The organism is Knoellia tibetensis, assembly GCF_048606415.1.
Taxonomy (GTDB): domain Bacteria; phylum Actinomycetota; class Actinomycetes; order Actinomycetales; family Dermatophilaceae; genus Knoellia; species Knoellia tibetensis.
The window spans coordinates 211,863-230,774 of the sequence record NZ_JBMBWF010000002.1; the positions used below are offsets into that span (position 1 = coordinate 211,863).

At 71.0% G+C, this 18,912-nt stretch carries 21 protein-coding genes; 5 read left to right on the forward strand and 16 right to left on the reverse strand.

Annotated elements, in window-relative coordinates:
- Positions 1 to 62: 62 nt before the first annotated feature.
- Both ACOJV7_RS12855 and ACOJV7_RS12860 read right to left on the reverse strand, forming a co-directional pair.
- Positions 63 to 1,949 (reverse strand): ABC transporter ATP-binding protein, encoded by a 1,887-nt coding sequence (locus ACOJV7_RS12855; RefSeq protein ID WP_420190603.1) that lies wholly within the window; start codon positions 1,947 to 1,949, stop codon positions 63 to 65.
- 115 nt (positions 1,950 to 2,064) lie between these two features.
- Positions 2,065 to 3,663: an ABC-F family ATP-binding cassette domain-containing protein gene (locus ACOJV7_RS12860; protein ID WP_420190604.1), complete on the reverse strand. Its 1,599-nt coding sequence runs from the start codon at positions 3,661 to 3,663 to the stop codon at positions 2,065 to 2,067.
- Between the two features lie 123 nt (positions 3,664 to 3,786).
- Between ACOJV7_RS12860 and ypfJ the strand changes: the two genes are divergently transcribed.
- Both ypfJ and ACOJV7_RS12870 read left to right on the forward strand, forming a co-directional pair.
- A complete protein-coding gene (gene ypfJ / locus ACOJV7_RS12865) occupies positions 3,787 to 4,698 on the forward strand; it encodes a KPN_02809 family neutral zinc metallopeptidase (protein WP_420190605.1) in 912 nt (303 codons plus the stop codon).
- 4 nt (positions 4,699 to 4,702) lie between these two features.
- A complete protein-coding gene (locus ACOJV7_RS12870) occupies positions 4,703 to 5,128 on the forward strand; it encodes a cupin domain-containing protein (RefSeq protein WP_420190606.1) in 426 nt (141 codons plus the stop codon).
- Between the two features lie 33 nt (positions 5,129 to 5,161).
- Here the strand turns inward: ACOJV7_RS12870 and ACOJV7_RS12875 are convergent, their stop codons facing one another.
- The 11 genes from ACOJV7_RS12875 to ACOJV7_RS12925 all read right to left on the reverse strand — a co-directional run bounded on the left by ACOJV7_RS12875 (position 5,162) and on the right by ACOJV7_RS12925 (position 13,683).
- Positions 5,162 to 5,521 carry a hypothetical protein gene (locus tag ACOJV7_RS12875; RefSeq protein WP_420190607.1) on the reverse strand — a complete coding sequence of 120 codons (360 nt, stop codon included), beginning with the start codon at positions 5,519 to 5,521 and terminating at the stop codon, positions 5,162 to 5,164.
- A gap of 28 nt (positions 5,522 to 5,549) precedes the next feature.
- The gene (locus ACOJV7_RS12880) at positions 5,550 to 6,062 is read right to left on the reverse strand and encodes an acVLRF1 family peptidyl-tRNA hydrolase (protein ID WP_420190608.1); all 513 of its coding nucleotides are present in this window, start codon (positions 6,060 to 6,062) and stop codon (positions 5,550 to 5,552) included.
- 29 nt (positions 6,063 to 6,091) lie between these two features.
- Positions 6,092 to 6,418: a metal-sulfur cluster assembly factor gene (locus ACOJV7_RS12885; RefSeq protein WP_035949715.1), complete on the reverse strand. Its 327-nt coding sequence runs from the start codon at positions 6,416 to 6,418 to the stop codon at positions 6,092 to 6,094.
- Complete coding sequence (sufU, locus tag ACOJV7_RS12890; RefSeq protein ID WP_420190609.1) at positions 6,415 to 6,894, reverse strand: Fe-S cluster assembly sulfur transfer protein SufU; 480 nt, start codon at positions 6,892 to 6,894, stop codon at positions 6,415 to 6,417. The genes ACOJV7_RS12885 and sufU overlap by 4 nt, the downstream gene beginning before the upstream one ends.
- Complete coding sequence (locus ACOJV7_RS12895; RefSeq protein WP_420190610.1) at positions 6,894 to 8,183, reverse strand: cysteine desulfurase; 1,290 nt, start codon at positions 8,181 to 8,183, stop codon at positions 6,894 to 6,896. The genes sufU and ACOJV7_RS12895 overlap by 1 nt, the downstream gene beginning before the upstream one ends.
- A 32-nt stretch (positions 8,184 to 8,215) precedes the next feature.
- Positions 8,216 to 8,995, reverse strand: a complete 780-nt coding sequence (sufC, locus tag ACOJV7_RS12900) for a Fe-S cluster assembly ATPase SufC (RefSeq protein WP_420190611.1) — start codon at positions 8,993 to 8,995, stop codon at positions 8,216 to 8,218.
- A gap of 3 nt (positions 8,996 to 8,998) precedes the next feature.
- Positions 8,999 to 9,349 (reverse strand): non-heme iron oxygenase ferredoxin subunit, encoded by a 351-nt coding sequence (locus ACOJV7_RS12905; RefSeq protein WP_420190612.1) that lies wholly within the window; start codon positions 9,347 to 9,349, stop codon positions 8,999 to 9,001.
- Positions 9,346 to 10,515, reverse strand: coding sequence for a Fe-S cluster assembly protein SufD (sufD, locus tag ACOJV7_RS12910; protein ID WP_420190613.1), 1,170 nt, complete (start codon positions 10,513 to 10,515; stop codon positions 9,346 to 9,348). Before sufD ends, ACOJV7_RS12905 begins: the two co-directional genes overlap by 4 nt.
- A 61-nt stretch (positions 10,516 to 10,576) precedes the next feature.
- Complete coding sequence (sufB, locus tag ACOJV7_RS12915) at positions 10,577 to 11,995, reverse strand: Fe-S cluster assembly protein SufB (protein ID WP_420190614.1); 1,419 nt, start codon at positions 11,993 to 11,995, stop codon at positions 10,577 to 10,579.
- Complete coding sequence (locus ACOJV7_RS12920) at positions 11,992 to 12,729, reverse strand: helix-turn-helix transcriptional regulator (RefSeq protein WP_420190615.1); 738 nt, start codon at positions 12,727 to 12,729, stop codon at positions 11,992 to 11,994. Before ACOJV7_RS12920 ends, sufB begins: the two co-directional genes overlap by 4 nt.
- A 90-nt stretch (positions 12,730 to 12,819) precedes the next feature.
- Positions 12,820 to 13,683, reverse strand: a complete 864-nt coding sequence (locus ACOJV7_RS12925) for an LLM class flavin-dependent oxidoreductase (protein ID WP_420190616.1) — start codon at positions 13,681 to 13,683, stop codon at positions 12,820 to 12,822.
- Positions 13,684 to 13,725: 42 nt separating this feature from the next.
- Here ACOJV7_RS12925 and ACOJV7_RS12930 point away from each other — a divergent pair, with 42 nt between their 5' ends.
- Complete coding sequence (locus tag ACOJV7_RS12930) at positions 13,726 to 14,250, forward strand: GrpB family protein (protein WP_420190617.1); 525 nt, start codon at positions 13,726 to 13,728, stop codon at positions 14,248 to 14,250.
- Between the two features lie 13 nt (positions 14,251 to 14,263).
- Here the strand turns inward: ACOJV7_RS12930 and pssA are convergent, their stop codons facing one another.
- Both pssA and ACOJV7_RS12940 read right to left on the reverse strand, forming a co-directional pair.
- Complete coding sequence (gene pssA, locus ACOJV7_RS12935) at positions 14,264 to 15,157, reverse strand: CDP-diacylglycerol--serine O-phosphatidyltransferase (protein WP_420190618.1); 894 nt, start codon at positions 15,155 to 15,157, stop codon at positions 14,264 to 14,266.
- Positions 15,154 to 15,831 carry a phosphatidylserine decarboxylase gene (locus ACOJV7_RS12940; protein ID WP_420190619.1) on the reverse strand — a complete coding sequence of 226 codons (678 nt, stop codon included), beginning with the start codon at positions 15,829 to 15,831 and terminating at the stop codon, positions 15,154 to 15,156. Before ACOJV7_RS12940 ends, pssA begins: the two co-directional genes overlap by 4 nt.
- A 34-nt stretch (positions 15,832 to 15,865) precedes the next feature.
- On the opposite strand from ACOJV7_RS12940, the gene ACOJV7_RS12945 reads away from it, so the two are divergent.
- The gene (locus ACOJV7_RS12945; RefSeq protein WP_420190620.1) at positions 15,866 to 16,579 is read left to right on the forward strand and encodes an ABC transporter ATP-binding protein; all 714 of its coding nucleotides are present in this window, start codon (positions 15,866 to 15,868) and stop codon (positions 16,577 to 16,579) included.
- Positions 16,576 to 17,355 (forward strand): ABC transporter permease, encoded by a 780-nt coding sequence (locus ACOJV7_RS12950; RefSeq protein ID WP_420190621.1) that lies wholly within the window; start codon positions 16,576 to 16,578, stop codon positions 17,353 to 17,355. The genes ACOJV7_RS12945 and ACOJV7_RS12950 overlap by 4 nt, the downstream gene beginning before the upstream one ends.
- A 60-nt stretch (positions 17,356 to 17,415) precedes the next feature.
- On the opposite strand, the gene ACOJV7_RS12955 is transcribed toward ACOJV7_RS12950, so the two are convergent.
- The gene (locus tag ACOJV7_RS12955) at positions 17,416 to 18,855 is read right to left on the reverse strand and encodes a M20/M25/M40 family metallo-hydrolase (RefSeq protein ID WP_420190622.1); all 1,440 of its coding nucleotides are present in this window, start codon (positions 18,853 to 18,855) and stop codon (positions 17,416 to 17,418) included.
- Positions 18,856 to 18,912: the final 57 nt, after the last annotated feature.

Consider the following 18,912-nt stretch of genomic DNA (forward strand, 5'->3'; position numbering starts at 1 on the left):
AGGGTTGCCTAGAAGGGACTAGTCACTGCCGTCGGGGGGACCAGCCCGATGGCCCGAACTGACTACGCGCGGGGCACCGTCGTGACTGCGGGAGTGTCCGCGAACTGCGTGGTGTAGAGGTCGGCGTAGAGTCCGCCGGCCGCGAGCAGCTCGCTGTGCGTGCCGCGTTCGACGATCCGCCCGCCGTCGAGGACGAGGATGACGTCCGCATGGCGCACCGTCGAGAGGCGGTGGGCGATGACGAGCGCGGTCCGGCCCTCGAGGGCGGCGTCGAGGGCGCGCTGCACGGCGACCTCGCTCTCGCTGTCGAGGTGCGCGGTCGCCTCGTCGAGCACCACGAGCCTGGGTCCCTTGAGCAGGAGCCGGGCGATGGCGATGCGCTGCTTCTCCCCACCGCTGAGGCGGTGTCCGCGGTCGCCGACGACCGTGTCCAGGCCGGAGGGCAGGCGCTCGACGAGGGTCCACACGCGGGCGGCACGCAGGGCGGCCTCGAGCTCGGCATCGGTGGCCGACGGTGCGGCATACAGGAGGTTGGCGCGGATGGTGTCGTGGAAGAGGTGCGCCTCCTGCGTCACGACGCTCACCGTGTCGCGCAGCGACTCGAGCGTCACGGTGCGCAGGTCGGCGCCGTTGATGCGCACGGCGCCGCTCGTGGGGTCGTAGAGCCGTGCCACGAGCGAGGTGAGCGTCGACTTGCCGGCACCGCTCGGGCCGACGAGCGCGACGAGCTGACCCGGTTCGATGGTCGCGTCGATGTCCTCGAGGACGACCGACCCGGCCTCTCGGTCCCCCGTCGCCGTCGCCTCGAGCGAGCTGAGCGAGATCTCGTCGGCCGCGGGGTAGGCGAAGCCGACGTGGTCGAGGTCGACGCGGACGGGCCCTGCCGGAACGGGGGTGGCGTCCGGCGCCTCCGCGACGAGCGGCTCGAGGTCGAGGACCTCGAAGACCCGCTCGAAGGACACGAGCGCGGTCATGACGTCGACGCGGGCGTTGGAGATCGTCGTCAGTGGGCCGTAGAGCCGCGCGAGCAGCGCCGTCAGGGCGAGGAGGGTACCCACGGTGAGCGCGCCCTCGACGGCCATGAGACCGCCGAAGCCATAGACGAGGGCGGTGGCCAGGGCCGCGACGAGCGTGAGACCGACGAAGAAGACGGACCGGTTGACGGCGATCCGGACGCCGATGTCGCGCACCCGGGACGCCCGGTCGGAGTACTCGCGGTCCTCGACGACCGGGTTGCCGTAGATCTTGACGAGGAGCGCGCCCGCGACGTTGAAGCGCTCGGTCATCCGGGTGCCGAGGTCGGCGTTGAGGCCCATCTGCTCGTGCGCGAGGCCCGCGAGGCGCCGGCCCATGCTCCGGGCCGGCAGGAGGAACAGCGGCACGAGGACGAGCGAGGCGAGCGTGAGCTGCCACGAGAGGACGAGCATGGCGCCGATGATGAGCGCGAGCGAGACGGCGTTGCTCACGACGCTCGACAGCACCGACGTGAACGCCTGCTGGGCGCCGATGACGTCGTTGTTGAGGCGCGAGACGAGGGCACCGGTCTGGGCTCGCGTGAAGAACGCGATCGGCTGGCGCATGACGTGCCCGAAGACCTGCGTGCGCAGGTCGACGATGAGCCCCTCGCCGATCCGGGCGGAGAGCCAGCGCGAGACGAGGGTGACGACCGCGCTCACCACCGCGATCGCCGCGACGAGGATCGAGAGGCGCACGACGAGGTCGGAGTCCTTGGGATAGATCCCGTCGTCGATGAGGCTCTTGAGGATGAGCGGGGTGGCCACGATGAGGGCCGCGTCGACGACGACGAGCGCCAGGAAGCCGGCGATGAGGCCGCGGTAGGGGCGCGCGTAGGACAGGACGCGTCGAGCGGTGCCGGGAGCGAGCTCCCTGGAGCGCACGCTCGCGTCCTTGCTCAGGCTGTGGATGGCCTGCCAGCCGGCCATGCTCATGCCGTGGCCGCCATCGTGTCAGCTCGTCCCATGTGTCGATCCTCGATCCTCAGGTGCACGTGAGGTCAAACCTCGACGGCTCCCGGTGGATTCCGTCCGCACCTCCTCCAGCCTCTCAGGCGAGGGTGACAAGGTCCTTGTAGTCCGGTCCCCACAGGTCCTCGACCCCGTCGGGCAGGAGGAGGATCCGCTCGGGCTCGAGGGCGTCGACGGCTCCCTCGTCGTGCGTCACGAGGACGACAGCGCCCTTGTAGGTCCGCAGCGCGCCCAGGATCTCCTCACGCGAGGCCGGGTCGAGGTTGTTGGTCGGCTCATCGAGCAGCAGGACGTTGGCCGACGACACGACGAGGAGTGCAAGCGAGAGCCGGGTCTTCTCGCCGCCGGAGAGCACACCGGCGGGCTTCTCGACGTCGTCGCCGCTGAAGAGGAACGATCCGAGGACCTTGCGCACCTCGGTCTCGCCGAGGTCGGGGGCGGCCGACTTCATGTTGTCGAGGACGGTGCGGTCGACCTCGAGGTTCTCGTGCTCCTGGGCGTAGTAGCCGATCTTGAGCCCGTGCCCGGGCTCGACCTGCCCGGTGTCCGGGGCGTCGACGCCGGCGAGCATCCGCAGCAGCGTCGTCTTGCCCGCACCGTTGAGCCCGAGGACGACGACCCGCGAGCCGCGGTCGATCGCGAGGTCGACGTCGGTGAAGATCTCGAGCGAGCCGTAGGAGCGCGACAGGCCGCTCGCGCGCAGCGGGGTGCGCCCGCACGGGGACGGGTCGGGGAAGCGCAGCTTGGCCACGCGGTCCTGCGCCCGCTCGGTCTCGAGCCCGGAGAGGAGCCGCTCTGCCCGTCGCGCCATGTTCTGGGCGGCGACGGTCTTGGTCGCCTTGGCGCGCATCTTGTCGGCCTGGGCCATGAGGACCGAGGCCTTCTTCTCGGCGTTGAGCCGCTCGCGCTTGCGTCGGCGCTCGTCGGTCTCGCGCTGCTGGAGATAGGCCTTCCAGCCGAGGTTGTAGATGTCGAGCTCGGCCCGGTTCGCGTCGAGGTGGAAGACCTTGTTGACGACGGCGTCGAGCAGGTCGACATCGTGCGAGATGACGATGAGGCCGCCCTTGTAGCCCTTGAGGTGGTCGCGCAGCCAGACGATCGAGTCGGCGTCGAGGTGGTTGGTCGGCTCGTCGAGGAGCAGGGTCTCGGCGCCGGAGAAGAGGATCCGGGACAGCTCGATGCGGCGGCGCTGTCCGCCCGACAGGGTCGCGAGCGTCTGCTCGAGGTGTCGCTCCTCGAGCGAGAGCGCCGAGGCGATCGACGCGGCCTCGGACTCCGCGGCATACCCGCCGGCGGCCTGGAACTCCGCGTCGAGGCGCGCATAGCGACGCATGGCGCGCTCGAGCCGCTCTCCGGTCTCCTCCGCCATCGCCTTCTCGGCGGCACGCAGCTCGCGCACGATGCGGTCGAGGCCTCTCGCGGACAGGATGCGGTCGCGAGCGGTGACGTGGAGGTCGCCGGTGCGCGGGTCCTGCGGCAGGTAGCCCACCTCGCCGGTCGACTGCACGGTCCCGGCGGCGGGCTGCCCGACGCCGGCGAGCACCTTGGTGAGGGTGGTCTTGCCGGCGCCGTTGCGCCCGACGAGGCCGATCCGGTCGCCGGCGGCGACGCGGAACGTCGCGCCGTCGACGAGGAGACGGGACCCCGCGCGCAGCTCGATGGAGGCAGCAGTGAGCACGGGAGTCCTTCGTCGGGGTGGGAGATGAGTGAGGGCGCTCCGCTTCCGCACCGCGGGCCCTTCGCCGTTTAGTCTAGGTGGCGCCGTGCTCCGCACGGAAAACGCCACAGCTGGGAGGCCTGGATGAGCTTCAACGACGACGTCGGTCTCGACACCTCGCAGGTGGAGTCGGGAGGTGGCGGTGGGGCCCCCGGGGGTCTCGTCGTCGGCGGCGGCCTCGGCGGCATCATCATGCTCATCATCGCCCTGATCTTCGGCATCAACCCGTCGGACCTCCCCACCGGCGGAGGCGGCGGCAGCAGCAGCGACCAGCAGGTCGACGGCACGTCGGCGAGCGGCCAGGACTTCGAGAAGTGCAAGACCGGCGCCGACGCGAATGCGGACGTGCAGTGCCGCGTCATCGGCACCGTCAACTCGGTCCAGGCCTTCTGGACCGAGGAGCTGCCCCGCTACCAGAAGCAGTGGCAGCCGACGAAGACCGTCCTCTACACCGGCTCGACCCAGTCGCAGTGCGGCACGGCGAGCAACCAGGTGGGCCCCTTCTACTGCCCGCTGGACCAGAAGGTCTACATCGACGCCGACTTCTTCTCGATCCTCAGCGAGCAGTTCGGTGCTGACGAGGGTGCGCTCGCGCAGGAGTACGTCGTCGCCCACGAGTACGGCCACGCCCTCCAGGACCAGCTCGGCCTGCTCGGCCGGGCCCAGCAGGACCCGCAGGGCCCCAACAGCGGCGGCGTCCGGATCGAGCTCATGGCCGACTGCCTCGCCGGCGTCTGGGCCAAGAGCGCCTCGAGCACCAACGGTCCGAGCGGCAAGCCCTACCTCAAGGAGCTCACCGAGACCGACATCAAGAGCGCGCTGTCGGCCGCGGCCGCCGTCGGTGACGACCGGATCCAGGAGAAGACCCAAGGGCAGGTCAACCCCGAGTCGTGGACCCACGGCAGCGCCGAGGCACGCCAGCGCTGGTTCCTCCAGGGCTACAAGACCGGCGACCTCAACAAGTGCAACACCTTCAACGTCGACCGCGTCAGCTGAGCCGATGACCGGGCCCGCCGGTGCGAGCGACACGATCCGCCTCGGGCCTCGACAGACGCTCACGGTTCTCTCCTCGGCCCCCGGCGCCCTGGAGCTCGAGTGCGAGTGGCTGCCGGGCACCCCTCCCCCGACCCACTGGCACCCCAGCCAGCGCGAGCACTTCGAGGTGCTCGAGGGCGAGCTCACGGTCGTCCTCGAGGGCGACGAGCGTCTCCTGCGGGCCGGGGACGTGCTCGACGTCCCGCCGCGGACCGCGCACGGCATGTGGAACGCCGGCCCGGACCGCTGCCGCGCCACGTGGACGGTCACGCCCGCCCAGCGCACCGAGGAGCTGTTCCGGACGATGGCCACGAACCCGGGACCACGGGCGAAGCTGGGTCTCCTGTGGCGCTTCCGCAACGAGCTGCGCCTCGGCTCGCCCCGCCGCTGACCCTCCGGCCGCTGAGACTCCGAGCGCTGGGCCTCAGTTGCCCTCGGGGTACTTCTTGTCGAGCTCCTGGAGGAGCCGGTGGGCGGCGAGCTCGACCTTCTTGTGCCGCCACTCCGAGGCGCGGTAGACGCACGCGATGAGCGCGCTGCGGTGGACCTTGTCGAAGTCGCCCATGACGAACGCGTGCCGGGCCTTGGTCTCGTCGTTGGCGCCTTCGGTCAATCCGAGGTGCCACGCGGCGTAGTCGGGCCAGTCGTGCTCCTCGAGGAACGCGTTCTGCATGTCCGCGTCGGGCTGCACCCGCCCCCAGTCGCTGTCGAGGACGACCTTGCCCGCGGCGATGAGGTCACGGCAGTGGCGCACGGCCCTGCGGTTCACGGTGTAGGAGGCCATGGCCCCATTCTGTCCGCCGACCGACCCGTCAGGGCCCGTCGTCGATGGTGACCTGCACGGCCACCGCGCGGCGCACGACGTCGTCGAGGACCGCTCGTCGCGGGTCGCCGATGTCATGGAACTCCCGCCGCGGCAGCTCGCGCAGCCACGCCAGCCGCGGGTCGGCCAGGACCTCGCGTACCAGCGCCCTGTCTCCCCCGACGACCAAGGCCTCCGGTATGCCGTCCGGCACGACTCTCAGGGTGTGCTCGACGACCGCTCGGACCAGCTCGTCGGCCTGGTTGCCCCGGCGCCGGGCGAACCGCTGCTGCGACCACCCGCCGGCGGCCGTGCGCGACTGGACGTGGCGGGTCCCCACCTTGTGCGTGACGAGAGCGGTCCCGTCGACGTGCGCCACGGCATACCCACCTCGCCTGACGAGCACGACGGCGAGGTGGCGCGCCTGCAGACGCGAGACCCCGACGACCCGCTGGGGGCCGTCGGGGTTGGCGGTGTCGAAGCGCTCGCGCCACGCGGCATACCGCTCGGGCGCGACGTCCACTACACGGCCCACTCGGGTCGTTGCCTTGGTCAGATGTTGAAGCCGAGGGCGCGCAGCTGCTCGCGACCGTCGTCGGTGATCTTGTCGGGGCCCCACGGCGGCATCCAGACCCAGTTGACGCGGTAGGACGACACGAGCCCTTCGAGGGACTGCGCGGTCTGGTCCTCGATGACGTCGGTGAGCGGGCACGCCGCCGACGTCAGGGTCATGTCGATGACGGCGTGGTTCTGGCCGTCGACGGTGATGCCGTAGACGAGGCCGAGGTCGACGACGTTGATGCCGAGCTCGGGGTCGACGACGTCGCGCATGGCCTCCTCGACGTCGGCCACGTTGGCCGGTGCGGTGGTCTCGCTCATGACGTTCCTTCGTTCAGTGGGCTTCGCTCGGACTCGGTGGGGTGTCCGGACTGGTGCAACGCATCGGTGAACGCCATCCATCCGAGGAGGGCGCACTTGACGCGGGCGGGGTACCTGGCGACGCCGGCCAGGGCGACGCCGTCGCCGATGACCTCCTCGTCTCCGGGGTCCTCACCCTTGGAGGTGAGCATGGCCTTCATGGCCTCGTAGGTCTGCAGCGCCTCGGCGAGCGGGTGACCGACGGTCTCCTCGGCGAGGATCGACGTCGACGCCATGCTGATCGAGCAGCCGAGGGCGTCGTAGGACACGTCGCGCACGACGGGACCGTCGGGGGTGTCCTCGACGTGCACGCGCAAGGTCACCTCGTCGCCGCAGGTCGGGTTGACGTGGTGCACCTCTGCCTCGTAGGGGTCGCGGAGACCGGCGTGCTGGGGGTTCTTGGAATGCTCGAGGATGAGCTGCTGGTAGAGGTCCATCAGCCGGCCATCCCGAAGATCTGCGGCACGGTGTCGAGCGCGGTGAGCAGCGCCTCGACCTCCTCGACGGTGTTGTATGCCGCGAAGCTCGCCCGCGTCGTCGCCGCGACCCTGAAGCGGCGGTGCAGCGGCCACGCGCAGTGGTGGCCGACGCGGACGGCGACGCCCGAGCCGTCGAGCACCTGGCCGACGTCGTGCGCGTGCACGCCGTCGACGACGAACGCGACCGTGCCGCCACGAGCCTCGAGGTCCGACGGCCCCACGACGGTGACCCACGAGCGTGCCGCGAGCCCCGCGAGCAGCCGCTCGGTGAGCGCCAGCTCGTGCGCGTGAATCCGGTCGACCCCGCCGATGGACTCGATGTAGTCCACCGCGGCGGCGAGGCCGATCGCCTGCGCGGTCATCGGTACACCGGCCTCGAAGCGCTGGGGCGGCGGGGCGTAGGTGCTGCCCTCCATCCGCACGGTCTCGATCATCGACCCGCCGGTGAGGAACGGCGGCATCGCCTCGAGCAGCCCGCGCCGGCCCCAGAGCACGCCGATGCCGCTCGGGCCGAACATCTTGTGGCCCGAGAAGGCGAGGAGGTCGACGTCGAGCTCGGTGACGTCGACGCCGAGGTGCGGCACCGACTGGCACGCGTCGAGGACGACGAGCGCGCCGACCTCGCGAGCACGGGCGACGATCTCGGCGACCGGGTTGACCGTGCCGAGGACGTTGGAGGCGTGCACGAAAGCGACGACCTTGGTCCGTTCGGTGAGCAGCTCGTCGAGCCCGGACAGGTCGAGCCGGCCCTCGTCGGTGACGGGGATCCAGCGCAGGGTCGCGCCGGTGCGCCGGCAGAGCTCCTGCCACGGCACGAGGTTGGCGTGGTGCTCCATCTCGGTGACGAGCACCTCGTCGCCCTCGCCGAGCGCGAACCGCTCGCTGCCCGGGATGCCGGGGTGCGGGCTGTTCGAGAACGCGTAGGCGGCGAGGTTGAGCGCCTCCGTCGCGTTCTTGGTGAAGACGACGTCCTGGGCCTGCGCACCGATGAAGGCCGCAATGCGCTCGCGCGCCCCCTCGTATGCCGCCGTCGCCTCCTCCGAGAGCGCGTGCGCCCCGCGGTGAGGTGCGGAGTTGAGGCGCTCGTAGAAGTCGCGCTCGGCGTCGAGGACCTGCACCGGCTTGTGCGAGGTCGCGCCGGAGTCGAGGTAGACGAGCGGCGCACCGTCGCGCACGGTGCGCGCCAGGATCGGGAAGTCGGCCCGGATCCGGGCGACCTCCTCGGCGGTGAACGGCGTCGCTGTCATGGCAGGGGTCCCAGTGGTGTCGATGGTTCCGGTCAGGCGTTCGCGGGGGCTGCGGGCGTCGCCGGCACCTGGAAGCGGTCGTAGCCCTCGGCCTCGAGGCGGTCGGCCAGCTCGGGGCCACCTTCCTCGGCGATCCGGCCGTCGACGAAGACGTGGACGAAGTCGGGCTTGATGTAGCGCAGGATCCGCGTGTAGTGCGTGATGAGCAGGACGCCGGACCCGGTGGACTCCTTGGCGCGGTTGACGCCCTCGGAGACGATGCGCAGCGCGTCCACGTCGAGGCCGGAGTCGGTCTCGTCGAGGATGGCGATCTTGGGCTTGAGCAGCTCCATCTGGAGGATCTCGTGGCGCTTCTTCTCGCCGCCCGAGAAGCCCTCGTTGACGCCGCGCTCGGAGACGGCGGGATCCATCTTGAGGTCGGCCATGGACTGCTTGAGGTCCTTGACCCAGGTGCGGAGCTTGGGAGCCTCGCCGTCGATGGCGGTCTTGGCGGTCCGCAGGAAGTTGCTCACGGTCACGCCGGGGACCTCGACGGGGTACTGCATCGCGAGGAAGAGACCGGCGCGGGCCCGCTCGTCGACGCTCATCGCGAGGACGTCCTCGCCGTCGAGGGTGACGGTGCCGCTCGTGATCGTGTACTTGGGGTGGCCGGCGATCGAGTAGGCGAGCGTGGACTTGCCGGAGCCGTTCGGGCCCATGATCGCGTGCGTCTCACCGGAGTTGATGGTCAGGGTGACGCCACGGAGGATCTCCTTGGTGCCCTGGTCGGTCTCGACGGTGACGTGAAGGTCCTTGATCTCAAGCGTGCTCATGAATCAGTTCTCCTGGTTCAGGGCGACGTAGACGTCGTCGCCCTCGATCTTGACGGTGTGGACGGCGATGGGCGCCGTGGCGGGGGGACCCGACGGGTCGCCGGTGCGGATGTCGAAGCGTGAGCCGTGCAGCCAGCACTCGAGGGTGCAGCCGTCGAGCTCGCCCTCGGAGAGCGAGACGTTGGCGTGGCTGCACGTGTCGTCGACGGCGTGGACCTCACCCTCGGCGGTACGGACGATCGCGACGATGCGGCCGGAGATGTCGGCCGCGGCCGCTCCGACGGTGGGCAGCTCGTCGAGCGAGCAGACGCGAACGAAGGGCGCAGTACTCGCGGACGTGGTGGTCTCGCTCACGCCGTGCCCTCCAGCTCGCGGTCGATCGCCGCCATGAGGTGCTCCTCGACCTCGGGGACGCCGATCCGGCCGACGATCGAGGCGAAGAAGCCGCGGACGACGAGTCGCCTCGCGGTGTCCTCGTCGATGCCGCGGGCCTGCAGGTAGAACAGCTGCTGGTCGTCGAACCGGCCGGTCGCCGAGGCGTGGCCCGCACCGGCGATCTCACCGGTCTCGATCTCGAGGTTCGGCACCGAGTCGGCGCGCGCCCCGTCGGTGAGGATGAGGTTGCGGTTGAGCTCATAGGTGTCGGTGCCCTCGGCTGCCGCACGGATGAGGACGTCGCCCACCCAGACGGTGTGGGCGGAGTCGCCCTGCAGTGCGCCCTTGTACTCGACGTTGGAGCGGCAGTGCGGCGCCTCGTGGTCGACGAAGAGGCGGTGCTCCTGGTGCTGGCCGGCGTCGGCGAAGTAGACGCCGAGCGCCTCGAACGACCCGCCGGGACCGGCATAGGACGCGTTGGTGTTGATCCGCACGATGCCGCCGCCGAGAGTCACGGCGATGTGGCGCACCGTGGCGTCACGACCGACGACGACGTCGTGCTGGCCGAGGTGGAGGGCGGTGTCGTCCCACTCCTGGACCGTGACGACCGTGACGTCCGCCCCGTCGCCGACGACGACCGACAGCAGCTCGGAGTACTGGGCGTCGCCCTCGTGCCGGAGCACGATGGTCGCCTTGGCGAACGGTCCGACACGGACCAGCGTGTGCGCGTGGGACAGGGCGCCGTCACCGGTGAGGAGGAGTCGCACCGGATCGGTGAGCTGGGCCTCCGCGGGCACGTCGAGGACGGTGACCGACTCGGCCCGGTCGACGGCCACGACGGCGGCGCGGTCGGCGGGCTTCGGCGCACCGCTGCGCTGCCACTCCTCACGGGAGAGGCTGGAGAGGGTCACGCCCTCGGGCAGTGACTCCTCTCGGCGCAGCGGGGTGCCGGACGTCTCGGCGAAGAGCGCCTGGAGACGGTCGACGGGGGTGAAGCGCCACTCCTCCTCGCGACCGGACGGGACCGGGAAGTCCGACACGGCATACGAGGTGGTCCGCTCGCCGCGGGACTGGTCGGGGACGAAGGCAGCGGCCGAGTCGGTGTGCGCCTCGGCGGCGGGGTTCTTCTGGGCCAGAAGGCTCATCTGGTGGGGTCCTCGCGAAGTATCGAAGTGACGAAGGAACGGAGAACTTCGTGGGGTGCCATCAGCCGACGGCTCCTTCCATCTGGAGCTCGATGAGGCGGTTGAGCTCGAGGGCGTACTCCATCGGGAGCTCCTTGGCGATCGGCTCGACGAAGCCGCGCACGATCATCGCCATCGCCTCGGTCTCGGACATGCCTCGGGACATGAGGTAGAACATCTGGTCCTCGGACACCTTGGAGACGGTGGCCTCGTGGCCCATCGTCACGTCGTCCTCGCGGATGTCGACGTAGGGGTAGGTGTCGGAGCGGCTGATCGTGTCGACGAGCAGCGCGTCGCAGACGACGCTCGACTTCGAGCCGTGCGCGCCCTCCATGATCTGGACGAGGCCGCGGTAGGACGTGCGGCCGCCGCCACGGGCGACCGACTTCGACACGATCGTCGAGCTCGTGTTGGGGGCGGCGTGGACCATCTTCGAGCCGGCGTCCTGGTGCTGGCCCTCGCCGGCGAAGGCGACGGAGAGGGTCTCGCCCTTGGCGTGCTCGCCCATGAGGAAGACGGCGGGGTACTTCATCGTCACCTTGGAGCCGATGTTGCCGTCGATCCACTCCATCGTCGCGCCCTCGGCGCAGGTCGCGCGCTTGGTGACGAGGTTGTAGACGTTGTTCGACCAGTTCTGGATCGTCGTGTAACGGACGCGGGCGTTCTTCTTGACGACGATCTCGACCACGGCGGAGTGCAGCGAGTCCGACTGGTAGATCGGCGCGGTGCAGCCCTCGACGTAGTGCACGTAGGAGCCCTCGTCGGCGATGATGAGCGTCCGCTCGAACTGACCCATGTTCTCGGTGTTGATCCGGAAGTAGGCCTGGAGCGGGATGTCGACGTGGACGCCCGGCGGGACGTAGATGAACGAGCCACCCGACCACACCGCGGTGTTGAGCGCGGCGAACTTGTTGTCACCGGCGGGGATGACCGAGGCGAAGTACTCGCGGAAGAGGTCCTCGTGCTCGCGCAGGCCCGTGTCGGTGTCGACGAAGATGACGCCCTTCTCCTCCAGGTCCTCGCGGATCTGGTGGTAGACGACCTCGGACTCGTACTGCGCGGCGACACCGGCGACGAGGCGCTGCTTCTCGGCCTCGGGGATCCCGAGGCGGTCGTAGGTCGCCTTGATGTCCTCGGGCAGGTCCTCCCACGAGGTCGCCTGCTTCTCGGTCGACTTCACGAAGTACTTGATGTTCTGGAAGTCGATGCCGGTGAGGTCGCTCCCCCACGTCGGCATGGGCTTCTTGCCGAAGAGGCGCAGCGACTTCAGGCGCAGGTCCTCCATCCACTGCGGCTCGCTCTTGCGCCGCGAGATGTCGAGGACGACGTCCTCGTTGAGCCCGCGGCGGGCGGTGGCGCCTGCGCTGTCGCTGTCGGCCCAGCCGTACTCGTAGCGGCCCAGGTCCTTCAGACCCGGGTTCAGCTCCTCGATGGTGCTCATCGCGAAGACCTTTCTGTTGAAGGCTCAGGCTTGGTGGGGACGAACGTCGTGCACACGTGGTCGCCCTGCGCCAGGGTTGCGAGACGTTGGACGTGGACGCCGAGCAGCCGCGAGAACGCGTCGGTTTCAGCGTCACAGAACTGGGGAAATTCCCGGGCGACGTGCTGGACGGGGCAGTGCCCCTGACACAGCTGTATGCCGGACAGCCCGGTCGCGCTGCCGCCTGCGGTCCCGCGGGGGGCACCGACGGGGCGGGCGGAGGCGGCGAAGCCGTCGCGCGTGAGCGCGGCGACGAGGGTCTGGACCCGCGCCTCGGTGTCGGGACCGGCGGCAGCCAGCTCGACGGCATACCGCTCCTCGAGCTCCCCGACGCGGGACTCGGCGAAGCGGCGGACCGCGTCGTCACCCGCCTCCGTCGAGAGGAAGCGAAGGGCCTCCGTGGCGAGGTGGTCGTAGTCGGACTCGAGCGACTGGTGGCCGCCCTCGCTGAGGACGTAGGCACGTGCGGGACGACCGCGTCCGCGGCTCGTGGAGCTCGCTGCCTCGCGCTCCTCGATGAGGTGCGACTCGCCGAGGTTGTCGAGGTGGCGACGCACCGCCGGCACCGTGAGGCCGAGCTCGTCGGCCAGCGCCGTGGCCGTGACAGGGCCGCGCTCCCCGATGACCCGCAGCACCCGGTCGCGCGTGCGCGACTCGAGCGTGTGGGGCACCGCGGTGCCGACCGGGATATTCACAACGACAATGTTACGTAAATGCGCCCACGGAGGGAAACGAAGGTGTGCCTAACCCCGTATGGGCCCGAGCGCCACGCTGCGCAGCCGGGGTCAGGGACCCGCCTCGATGCGCTCCTGCATGGCGTCGAGGTTCCACTCTCCCTGCCCGGGGTCGCCGTAGCGCCAGGGGTGGACGGCCTCGACCCACCAGGTCGCACCCGCAGCTTCGTGGTCGGCGAAGGTCGACCGACGTGAGCCGTCCGCGGGGTCGCTCTCGCCGGGGACGGCGATCTCGAAGGGTGCGTCCGTCCCGTCGCGCAGCGAGCGCATCCTGGCGCTCACGGCCGCCGTGTCGCCGACCGTCCATCGCCCGTCCACCCGCATGGGCACGACCCCGTCCCACCGGGCGGCCCGGGCGAACGGCCGGGTGCCCGGCCACGTCCCACCGACCCACACCGGGATCCTGGGCTGCTGGAGCGACGGCGGATGGCATCGGGCCGCCCAGTCGGGGCCGGCGACGGTGTAGAAGCGCCCCTCCTGCCTCACCGGCTCACCGGACCAGAGGCGCGAGAGCAGCTCGAGGTGCTCGTCGAGCATCTCGCCGCGGACCACGGGGTCCGACTCCTCCCCACAGAAGTCCCACTCGAAGGGTCCGGCGCCACTGCCCACCCCCAGCACGAGGCGCCCCGCGCTCAGCCGGTCGAGGGTGACGCTCTGGCGTGCGACGACGAGCGGGCGGCGGCGGGGCAGCGGCGTGACGAGCGTTCCGAGCCGGATGGTCCGCGTGGTGCACGCTGCCGCCGTCAGGGCAAGGAAGGGGTCGACGACGTCGACCGGCCCGTCGGCGAAGGCGAAGAGGTGGTCCCACAGGAAGAACCCGTCCCACCCGGCGTCCTCTGCCGAGCGGGCCCACTCCGCCACCCGGGCGGCGTCGAGGCCCGTGCCGAAGTTCGGCACGGAGAGGCCATGGCGCATGCCTCGACTCTATTGGGGGCACCGGACCGCGAGCAGGCTTCCATGTGCTCTGCTGGTGCGATGGACGGGCTCGTGTGGTCTGACGGCCTCCTCGACGAGGCCCGGCAGGTTCGCGCCCGCGTCGCCACGGCGCTCTCCGGGCTCGGACTGCCCGGTGAGGTGGAGCTCATCGGAGGACTGAGCGTGCCGGGTGCCCTCACCAAGGGCGACGTCGACCTCCACCTGCGGGTGCGGGCGAAGGACTTCGGAGACGTGGTGAGCCGGTTGCGTGACGTCCTCCCGGTCGCGAGTCCGCACGCCTGGGCCGCGACGCTCGCGGTCTTCGAGGTGCCGGGGTCCATCCCCACCGGACTGGCCGTCACCCCGCACGGCTCGGAGCACGACGCGCGCTTCCGGCTCGCATGGGAGCGGCTGCGTGCCGACCCTTCGCTGCTCGACGAGTACAACGCGTTGAAGTCCGACAGTGTCGGCACTGCGGGCTACGAGGAGAGCAAGTCGCGGTTCTTCTCCGCCCTCGCGACCCCAGCGACGGACGCGCGCGGGTGGGCCCGGCCCACCGAGAGCTGAGGCGAGCGGCGCCTCAGGCGTCGTCGGCGTCGGGGTCCGGAAGGAAGACCGAGGGCATCCGCTGTCGGCGCGGTGCCACCGCGTCGCTGCCGAAGAGCCGCTCCCGCACCGGCGCGGTGAGCACGCCGAGCGGTGCCTGCAGCACGTAGCCGTAGGCGATGACGAGACCCGTGATCCCGGGCTCGAGGGCGAGACCCACGATGACCGCCAGGGCGACGAGAAGAGTGATCGCCCAGGCCTGCGGCGTCGACGGTGCGAGCAGGTTGCGGAACGACCGGAACCGGATCGAGGTGACCATGAGGATCGCCGGGACGACGCTGACGAGCACCGGCACGATGAGCGAGGTGTCGTAGCCCCCTGCCTCGGGCTGGTTGAGGGCGAAGATCGTCGCCATGACGACCGACGCGGCAGCCGGGCTGGGCAGCCCGACGAAGTAGCGCTTGTCGGCCGTCGGGTCGACCGTGACGTTGAAGCGGGCGAGACGAAAGGCCGCACACCCGAGCCAGAAGAAGGCCGCGAGCCACGACAGGACGGGGTAGTCGGGCAGCGCCCACGTGTGCACGAGGATCGCCGGCGCGAACCCGAACGCGATGAGGTCGGCGAGCGAGTCCATCTGCAGCCCGAACGGTGAGGTCGCACCGACGAGGCGGGCGACGCCACCATCGGCGATGTCCATGACGATCGAGACCGCGATGAGGATCGCCGCCAGGGTGAACTGCCCCCGGAACGCGAGCAGGACCGACGAGAGGCCGCTCATCATGTTGATCGTCGTGAAGATCGAGGGGGCGGTGACTCGCAGCCGCTCGCGCTTGCTCAGCTGGCGCAGCGAGACGACCTCGGCGCCCGTGGGCGAGACGAGGCGCCAGCGGTCGAAGCGCCGCCTGCGCCCGGAGCCGTCGTCGCTCATGCCCGTGGACCCGAGGGCCATCGGGCGATGACCGTCTCGCCCGCGACGACGCGCGCGCCGGCCTCGACGAGGAGCTCGGCGTCGGTCGGGACGAAGACGTCCATCCGCGACCCGAACTTCATGAGCCCGATCCGCTGGCCGGTCTCGATCTCGTCGCCCGCTGCGACCCGCGTGACCACGCGGCGGGCCATGAGGCCGACGATCTGGCGGAAGTGGACGGTGCGCGTCACCCCGTCGACCTCACGGTCGACGACGAGGTCGGTGCGCTCGTTGAGGTGCGCGCTCTCGTGGCTGTATGCCGCGAGCCACTTGCCGGGCCGGTAGGTCACCTCGCGCAGCCGGCCGCCGTAGGGGGCGCGGTTGATGTGCACGTCGAAGGCGGACAGGAAGATGCTCACCTGCTGCCACTCCCCCTCGGGAGCGACGCCGTCCTGGCCGAGGCCGGCATACATGACCTTGCCGTCGGCGGGCGAGAGGACCGAGTCGACGTCGCCGGGTGCCCCCGCCACCGGTCGGTCAGGGGTCCGGTCGGGGTCACGGAAGAAGAGCGCGACCGCGGCCGGGACGACCGCGAGGGCGAGTGCGGTCCCACGGCGGCCGGCGAGCGCGGCGACGAGAGCAGGGACGGCGGCGACGGCGGTGGCCGGGGCGGCCTCGCGGTCGATGGTGACCATGGGACTCCTTGGGTCGAGAGAGCCCCAGCCTAGGATGTGCGCCGTGTCTGCAGTCGAGGTCGTCGGTCTGCGCCGCGACATCGGCGCGGTGCGCGCCGTCGACGACGCGAGCTGGAGCGCCCGCTCGGGCGCGGTGACGGCCGTGCTCGGACCCAACGGCGCGGGCAAGACGACGACGATGGAGTGCCTCGAGGGCCTTCAGCGCCCGACCGGCGGCACGGCCCGCGTGCTGGGCACCGACCCGTGGCGCGCCCCCGCCGAGCACCGGGCGCGCGTCGGCGTCATGCTCCAGGATGGCGGCCTCCCCGTGACCACGAGCGCCCGCCGCCTGCTCGAGCACGTCGCGCGGCTCCATCACTCCCCTGCCGACGTCGCCGGGCTCGTCGAGCGTCTCGACCTGGGCCGCGTCGCCGGCCGGTCGATCCGGCGCCTCTCCGGGGGTGAGCGCCAGAGGGTCGCGCTCGCCGCCGCGCTCGTGGGCCGGCCCGAGGTGGCCTTCCTCGACGAGCCGACCGCCGGCCTCGACCCGCACGCCCGCCTCGAGGTCTGGGACCTCGTGCGGGAGACCGCCCGCGAGGCGGCCGTCGTCGTCACAACTCACTCCTTCGAGGAGGCCGAGCGCCTCGCCGACCACGTCGTCATCATGAGCCGGGGCCGGGTCGTCGCCGAGGGCTCGCTCGACGAGGTGCGCGACGGCCGGCCGCTCGAGGAGCGCTACTTCGCGCTCACGGCGGGTGGTCGACGGTGAGCGCCCGGCCCACCCCCGCGCCTCCGGCTCGCCCCGCAGCGCCCGCCACCGCACGGCGTCGTTGGCTCGCGCAGGCGGCCTTCGAGACCGCGACGATCCTCCGCCACGGTGAGCAGCTGCTCGTGGCGCTCGTCCTCCCCGCACTCGCCCTGCTCGCGCTGTCCCTCACCGACGTCCCCGACCTCGGGCCGGGTCGCCGCATCGACGTCGCGACCGCGGGGGTCCTCACCCTCGCCGTCGTCTCGACCGCGTTCACCGGCCAGGCCATCGCGACCGGGTTCGACCGTCGGCACGGGGTCCTGCGCTTCCTCGGGGTCAGCCCCCTCGGACGCGAGGGCCTCCTGCTCGGCAAGCTGGGAGCGGTGGGTGCCGTCATCGCGCTCCAGGTCGTCGGCCTCGGGACCATGGCCGCGTTCCTGGGTTGGCGACCGGCCTTGTCGGGCGTCCTCCCCGCGGTCGTCACCGTCGTGCTCGGGGCGGCGGCGTTCCTCGCGCTCGCCATGCTGCTCGCGGGCACCGTCCGCGCCGAGGGTGTGCTCGCCCTCGCGAACCTCGTCTGGGTCCTCCTCCTCGGTCTGGGCGTGCTCCTGCCGACCGACCGCCTGCCCGACGGGCTCACCGCCCTCGCCCGGCTGCTGCCCTCCGGCGCACTCGGCGACGGCCTCCGGCTCTCCCTCGTCGACGGCGGGTGGCCGCTCACCTCGTGGCTCGTACTCACCGCGTGGGCGGTCGTCTCCGGCGCCGCGGCCGCTCGCTGGTTCCGCTGGTCCGACTGACCCCGGGCAGGACGATGGGCCGGCACCCGGAGGTGTGCCGGCCCACCGCCGTTCGTGGCCTCAGCTCGTGGCGAGCGAGGTGTCGTCGACGACGAAGGACGTCTGCAGCGAGGAGTCCTCGCTGAGCAGGAACCTCACCGTGACCGTCTTGCCCCTGTAGGCCGTGACGTTGAACGACTTCTGGCTCCAGGTCGTGCTCGTCCCGACGTTTGAGTACGTCGCCAGCGTGGAGGTCGTCGAGCCGTCGACGACCTGGACGCGCATCGTGTCGTAGGCCGTGCTCCCGGTCTCCGACGTGTCGGAGCGCAACCAGAACGACAGCGTCGCCGAGGTGGCCGTCGACGGGATGGCGACCGACTGCTGCACCGTCTCTGTCGACGTCGAGCCGTTGCCGCCCAACCAGGCCTTCCACGAACCGGTGCGTGCCGGGCGTCCGGCGTTGTTCGTGATCGGGCCGGACGTGCCGGTCCACACCGTGGCGCCGGACTCGAAGCCCGGGTTCTGGAGCAGGTTGCCGCCGGGCTGCGGCGTCGTGCCGAAGTCCTTCGCGGCATACAGCCAGAGCATGTGCCCGATGACGTCGACGCCACGGTCCAGCGCGGTGACGTTGATGTTCGACGTCGTGTCGCACGACGAGTGGTAGCACGGGTCGAAGGCCCGTCCCGCGGTCCCACCCCACTTCTGCGCCTGGCTCGACGTCTTGAGCGTCTCGGCACCGCTGAAGATCCCGGCGGTCGGGATGCCGTAGGAGCGGAACGCGGCGTGGTCGCTGCGGCCCTGCACGTCGATGTACTCCCAGGGGATGCCCTTCGAGGCGTACCAGCTCGTGAGCTCGTCGCGCGCGCCGTTGCCCGCCGGGTTGTCGTTGTAGACGAAGTAGCCCGGGTTCGGCGAGCCGATCATGTCGACGTTGAGGTAGGCCTCGATCTTGTCCTTCTCGGCCGTGGGCAGGGTGCTCATGTAGTGCTTCGAGCCGAGCAGACCGAGCTCCTCGGCGCCCCAGAACCCCACGCGCACACGGTTCTTCGCGGTCTGGCCGCTCGCGGCATACGCGAGGGCAGCCTCGAGGACGCCGGCGCTGCCGGAGCCGTTGTCGTTGATCCCGGCACCGTTCGCGACGCTGTCGAGGTGGCCGCCGAGCATGACGACGTGGTTCGGGTCGCCCGCCGGCCACTCCGCGATGAGGTTCGAGGAGGTGCCGGACGAGGTCGAGAAGCTCTGGACCGTCGTGGTCCAGCCCGCCGCGTCGAGCTTGCCCTTGACCCACGAGACCGACGCGGCGTAGCCGGGACGGCCGGTGCCGCGGTTGCCGCCGTTGGCGTTCGCGATCGACTGGAGCTGGGTGAGGTGGGCCTGGGTGTTCGTCACCGAGAGGTCCGGGCCTGCAGCCGCGGCGGTGGCCGTCGTGGCCGTGCTCGGGGCCGCGGTCGCGGAGCCGGTCACGGCGAGGCCGAGTGCGAGGGCGGCCAGGGGCACGCCGAGCAGGGTGGAGTTCGCCATCAGGTGTCCTTCCGGGTCGGGACAGCGACGTGGGCCGACGTCGTCCGACGCCGGCCC

Coding starts and splice junctions, on each gene's coding strand:
- ACOJV7_RS12870 (WP_420190606.1), top strand. CDS start 4,703: ATGACCGGGCCCGCCGGTGCGAGCGACACGATCCGCCTCGGGCCTCGA.
- sufC (WP_420190611.1), bottom strand. CDS start 8,995: ATGAGCACGCTTGAGATCAAGGACCTTCACGTCACCGTCGAGACCGAC.
- ACOJV7_RS12940 (WP_420190619.1), bottom strand. CDS start 15,831: ATGGTCACCATCGACCGCGAGGCCGCCCCGGCCACCGCCGTCGCCGCC.
- ACOJV7_RS12945 (WP_420190620.1), top strand. CDS start 15,866: ATGTGCGCCGTGTCTGCAGTCGAGGTCGTCGGTCTGCGCCGCGACATC.
- ACOJV7_RS12885 (WP_035949715.1), bottom strand. CDS start 6,418: ATGAGCGAGACCACCGCACCGGCCAACGTGGCCGACGTCGAGGAGGCC.
- ACOJV7_RS12875 (WP_420190607.1), bottom strand. CDS start 5,521: ATGGCCTCCTACACCGTGAACCGCAGGGCCGTGCGCCACTGCCGTGAC.
- ACOJV7_RS12895 (WP_420190610.1), bottom strand. CDS start 8,183: ATGACAGCGACGCCGTTCACCGCCGAGGAGGTCGCCCGGATCCGGGCC.
- ypfJ (WP_420190605.1), top strand. CDS start 3,787: ATGAGCTTCAACGACGACGTCGGTCTCGACACCTCGCAGGTGGAGTCG.
- ACOJV7_RS12855 (WP_420190603.1), bottom strand. CDS start 1,949: ATGAGCATGGCCGGCTGGCAGGCCATCCACAGCCTGAGCAAGGACGCG.
- ACOJV7_RS12930 (WP_420190617.1), top strand. CDS start 13,726: ATGTGCTCTGCTGGTGCGATGGACGGGCTCGTGTGGTCTGACGGCCTC.
- pssA (WP_420190618.1), bottom strand. CDS start 15,157: ATGAGCGACGACGGCTCCGGGCGCAGGCGGCGCTTCGACCGCTGGCGC.
- sufD (WP_420190613.1), bottom strand. CDS start 10,515: ATGAGCCTTCTGGCCCAGAAGAACCCCGCCGCCGAGGCGCACACCGAC.
- sufU (WP_420190609.1), bottom strand. CDS start 6,894: ATGGACCTCTACCAGCAGCTCATCCTCGAGCATTCCAAGAACCCCCAG.
- sufB (WP_420190614.1), bottom strand. CDS start 11,995: ATGAGCACCATCGAGGAGCTGAACCCGGGTCTGAAGGACCTGGGCCGC.
- ACOJV7_RS12955 (WP_420190622.1), bottom strand. CDS start 18,855: ATGGCGAACTCCACCCTGCTCGGCGTGCCCCTGGCCGCCCTCGCACTC.
- ACOJV7_RS12925 (WP_420190616.1), bottom strand. CDS start 13,683: ATGCGCCATGGCCTCTCCGTGCCGAACTTCGGCACGGGCCTCGACGCC.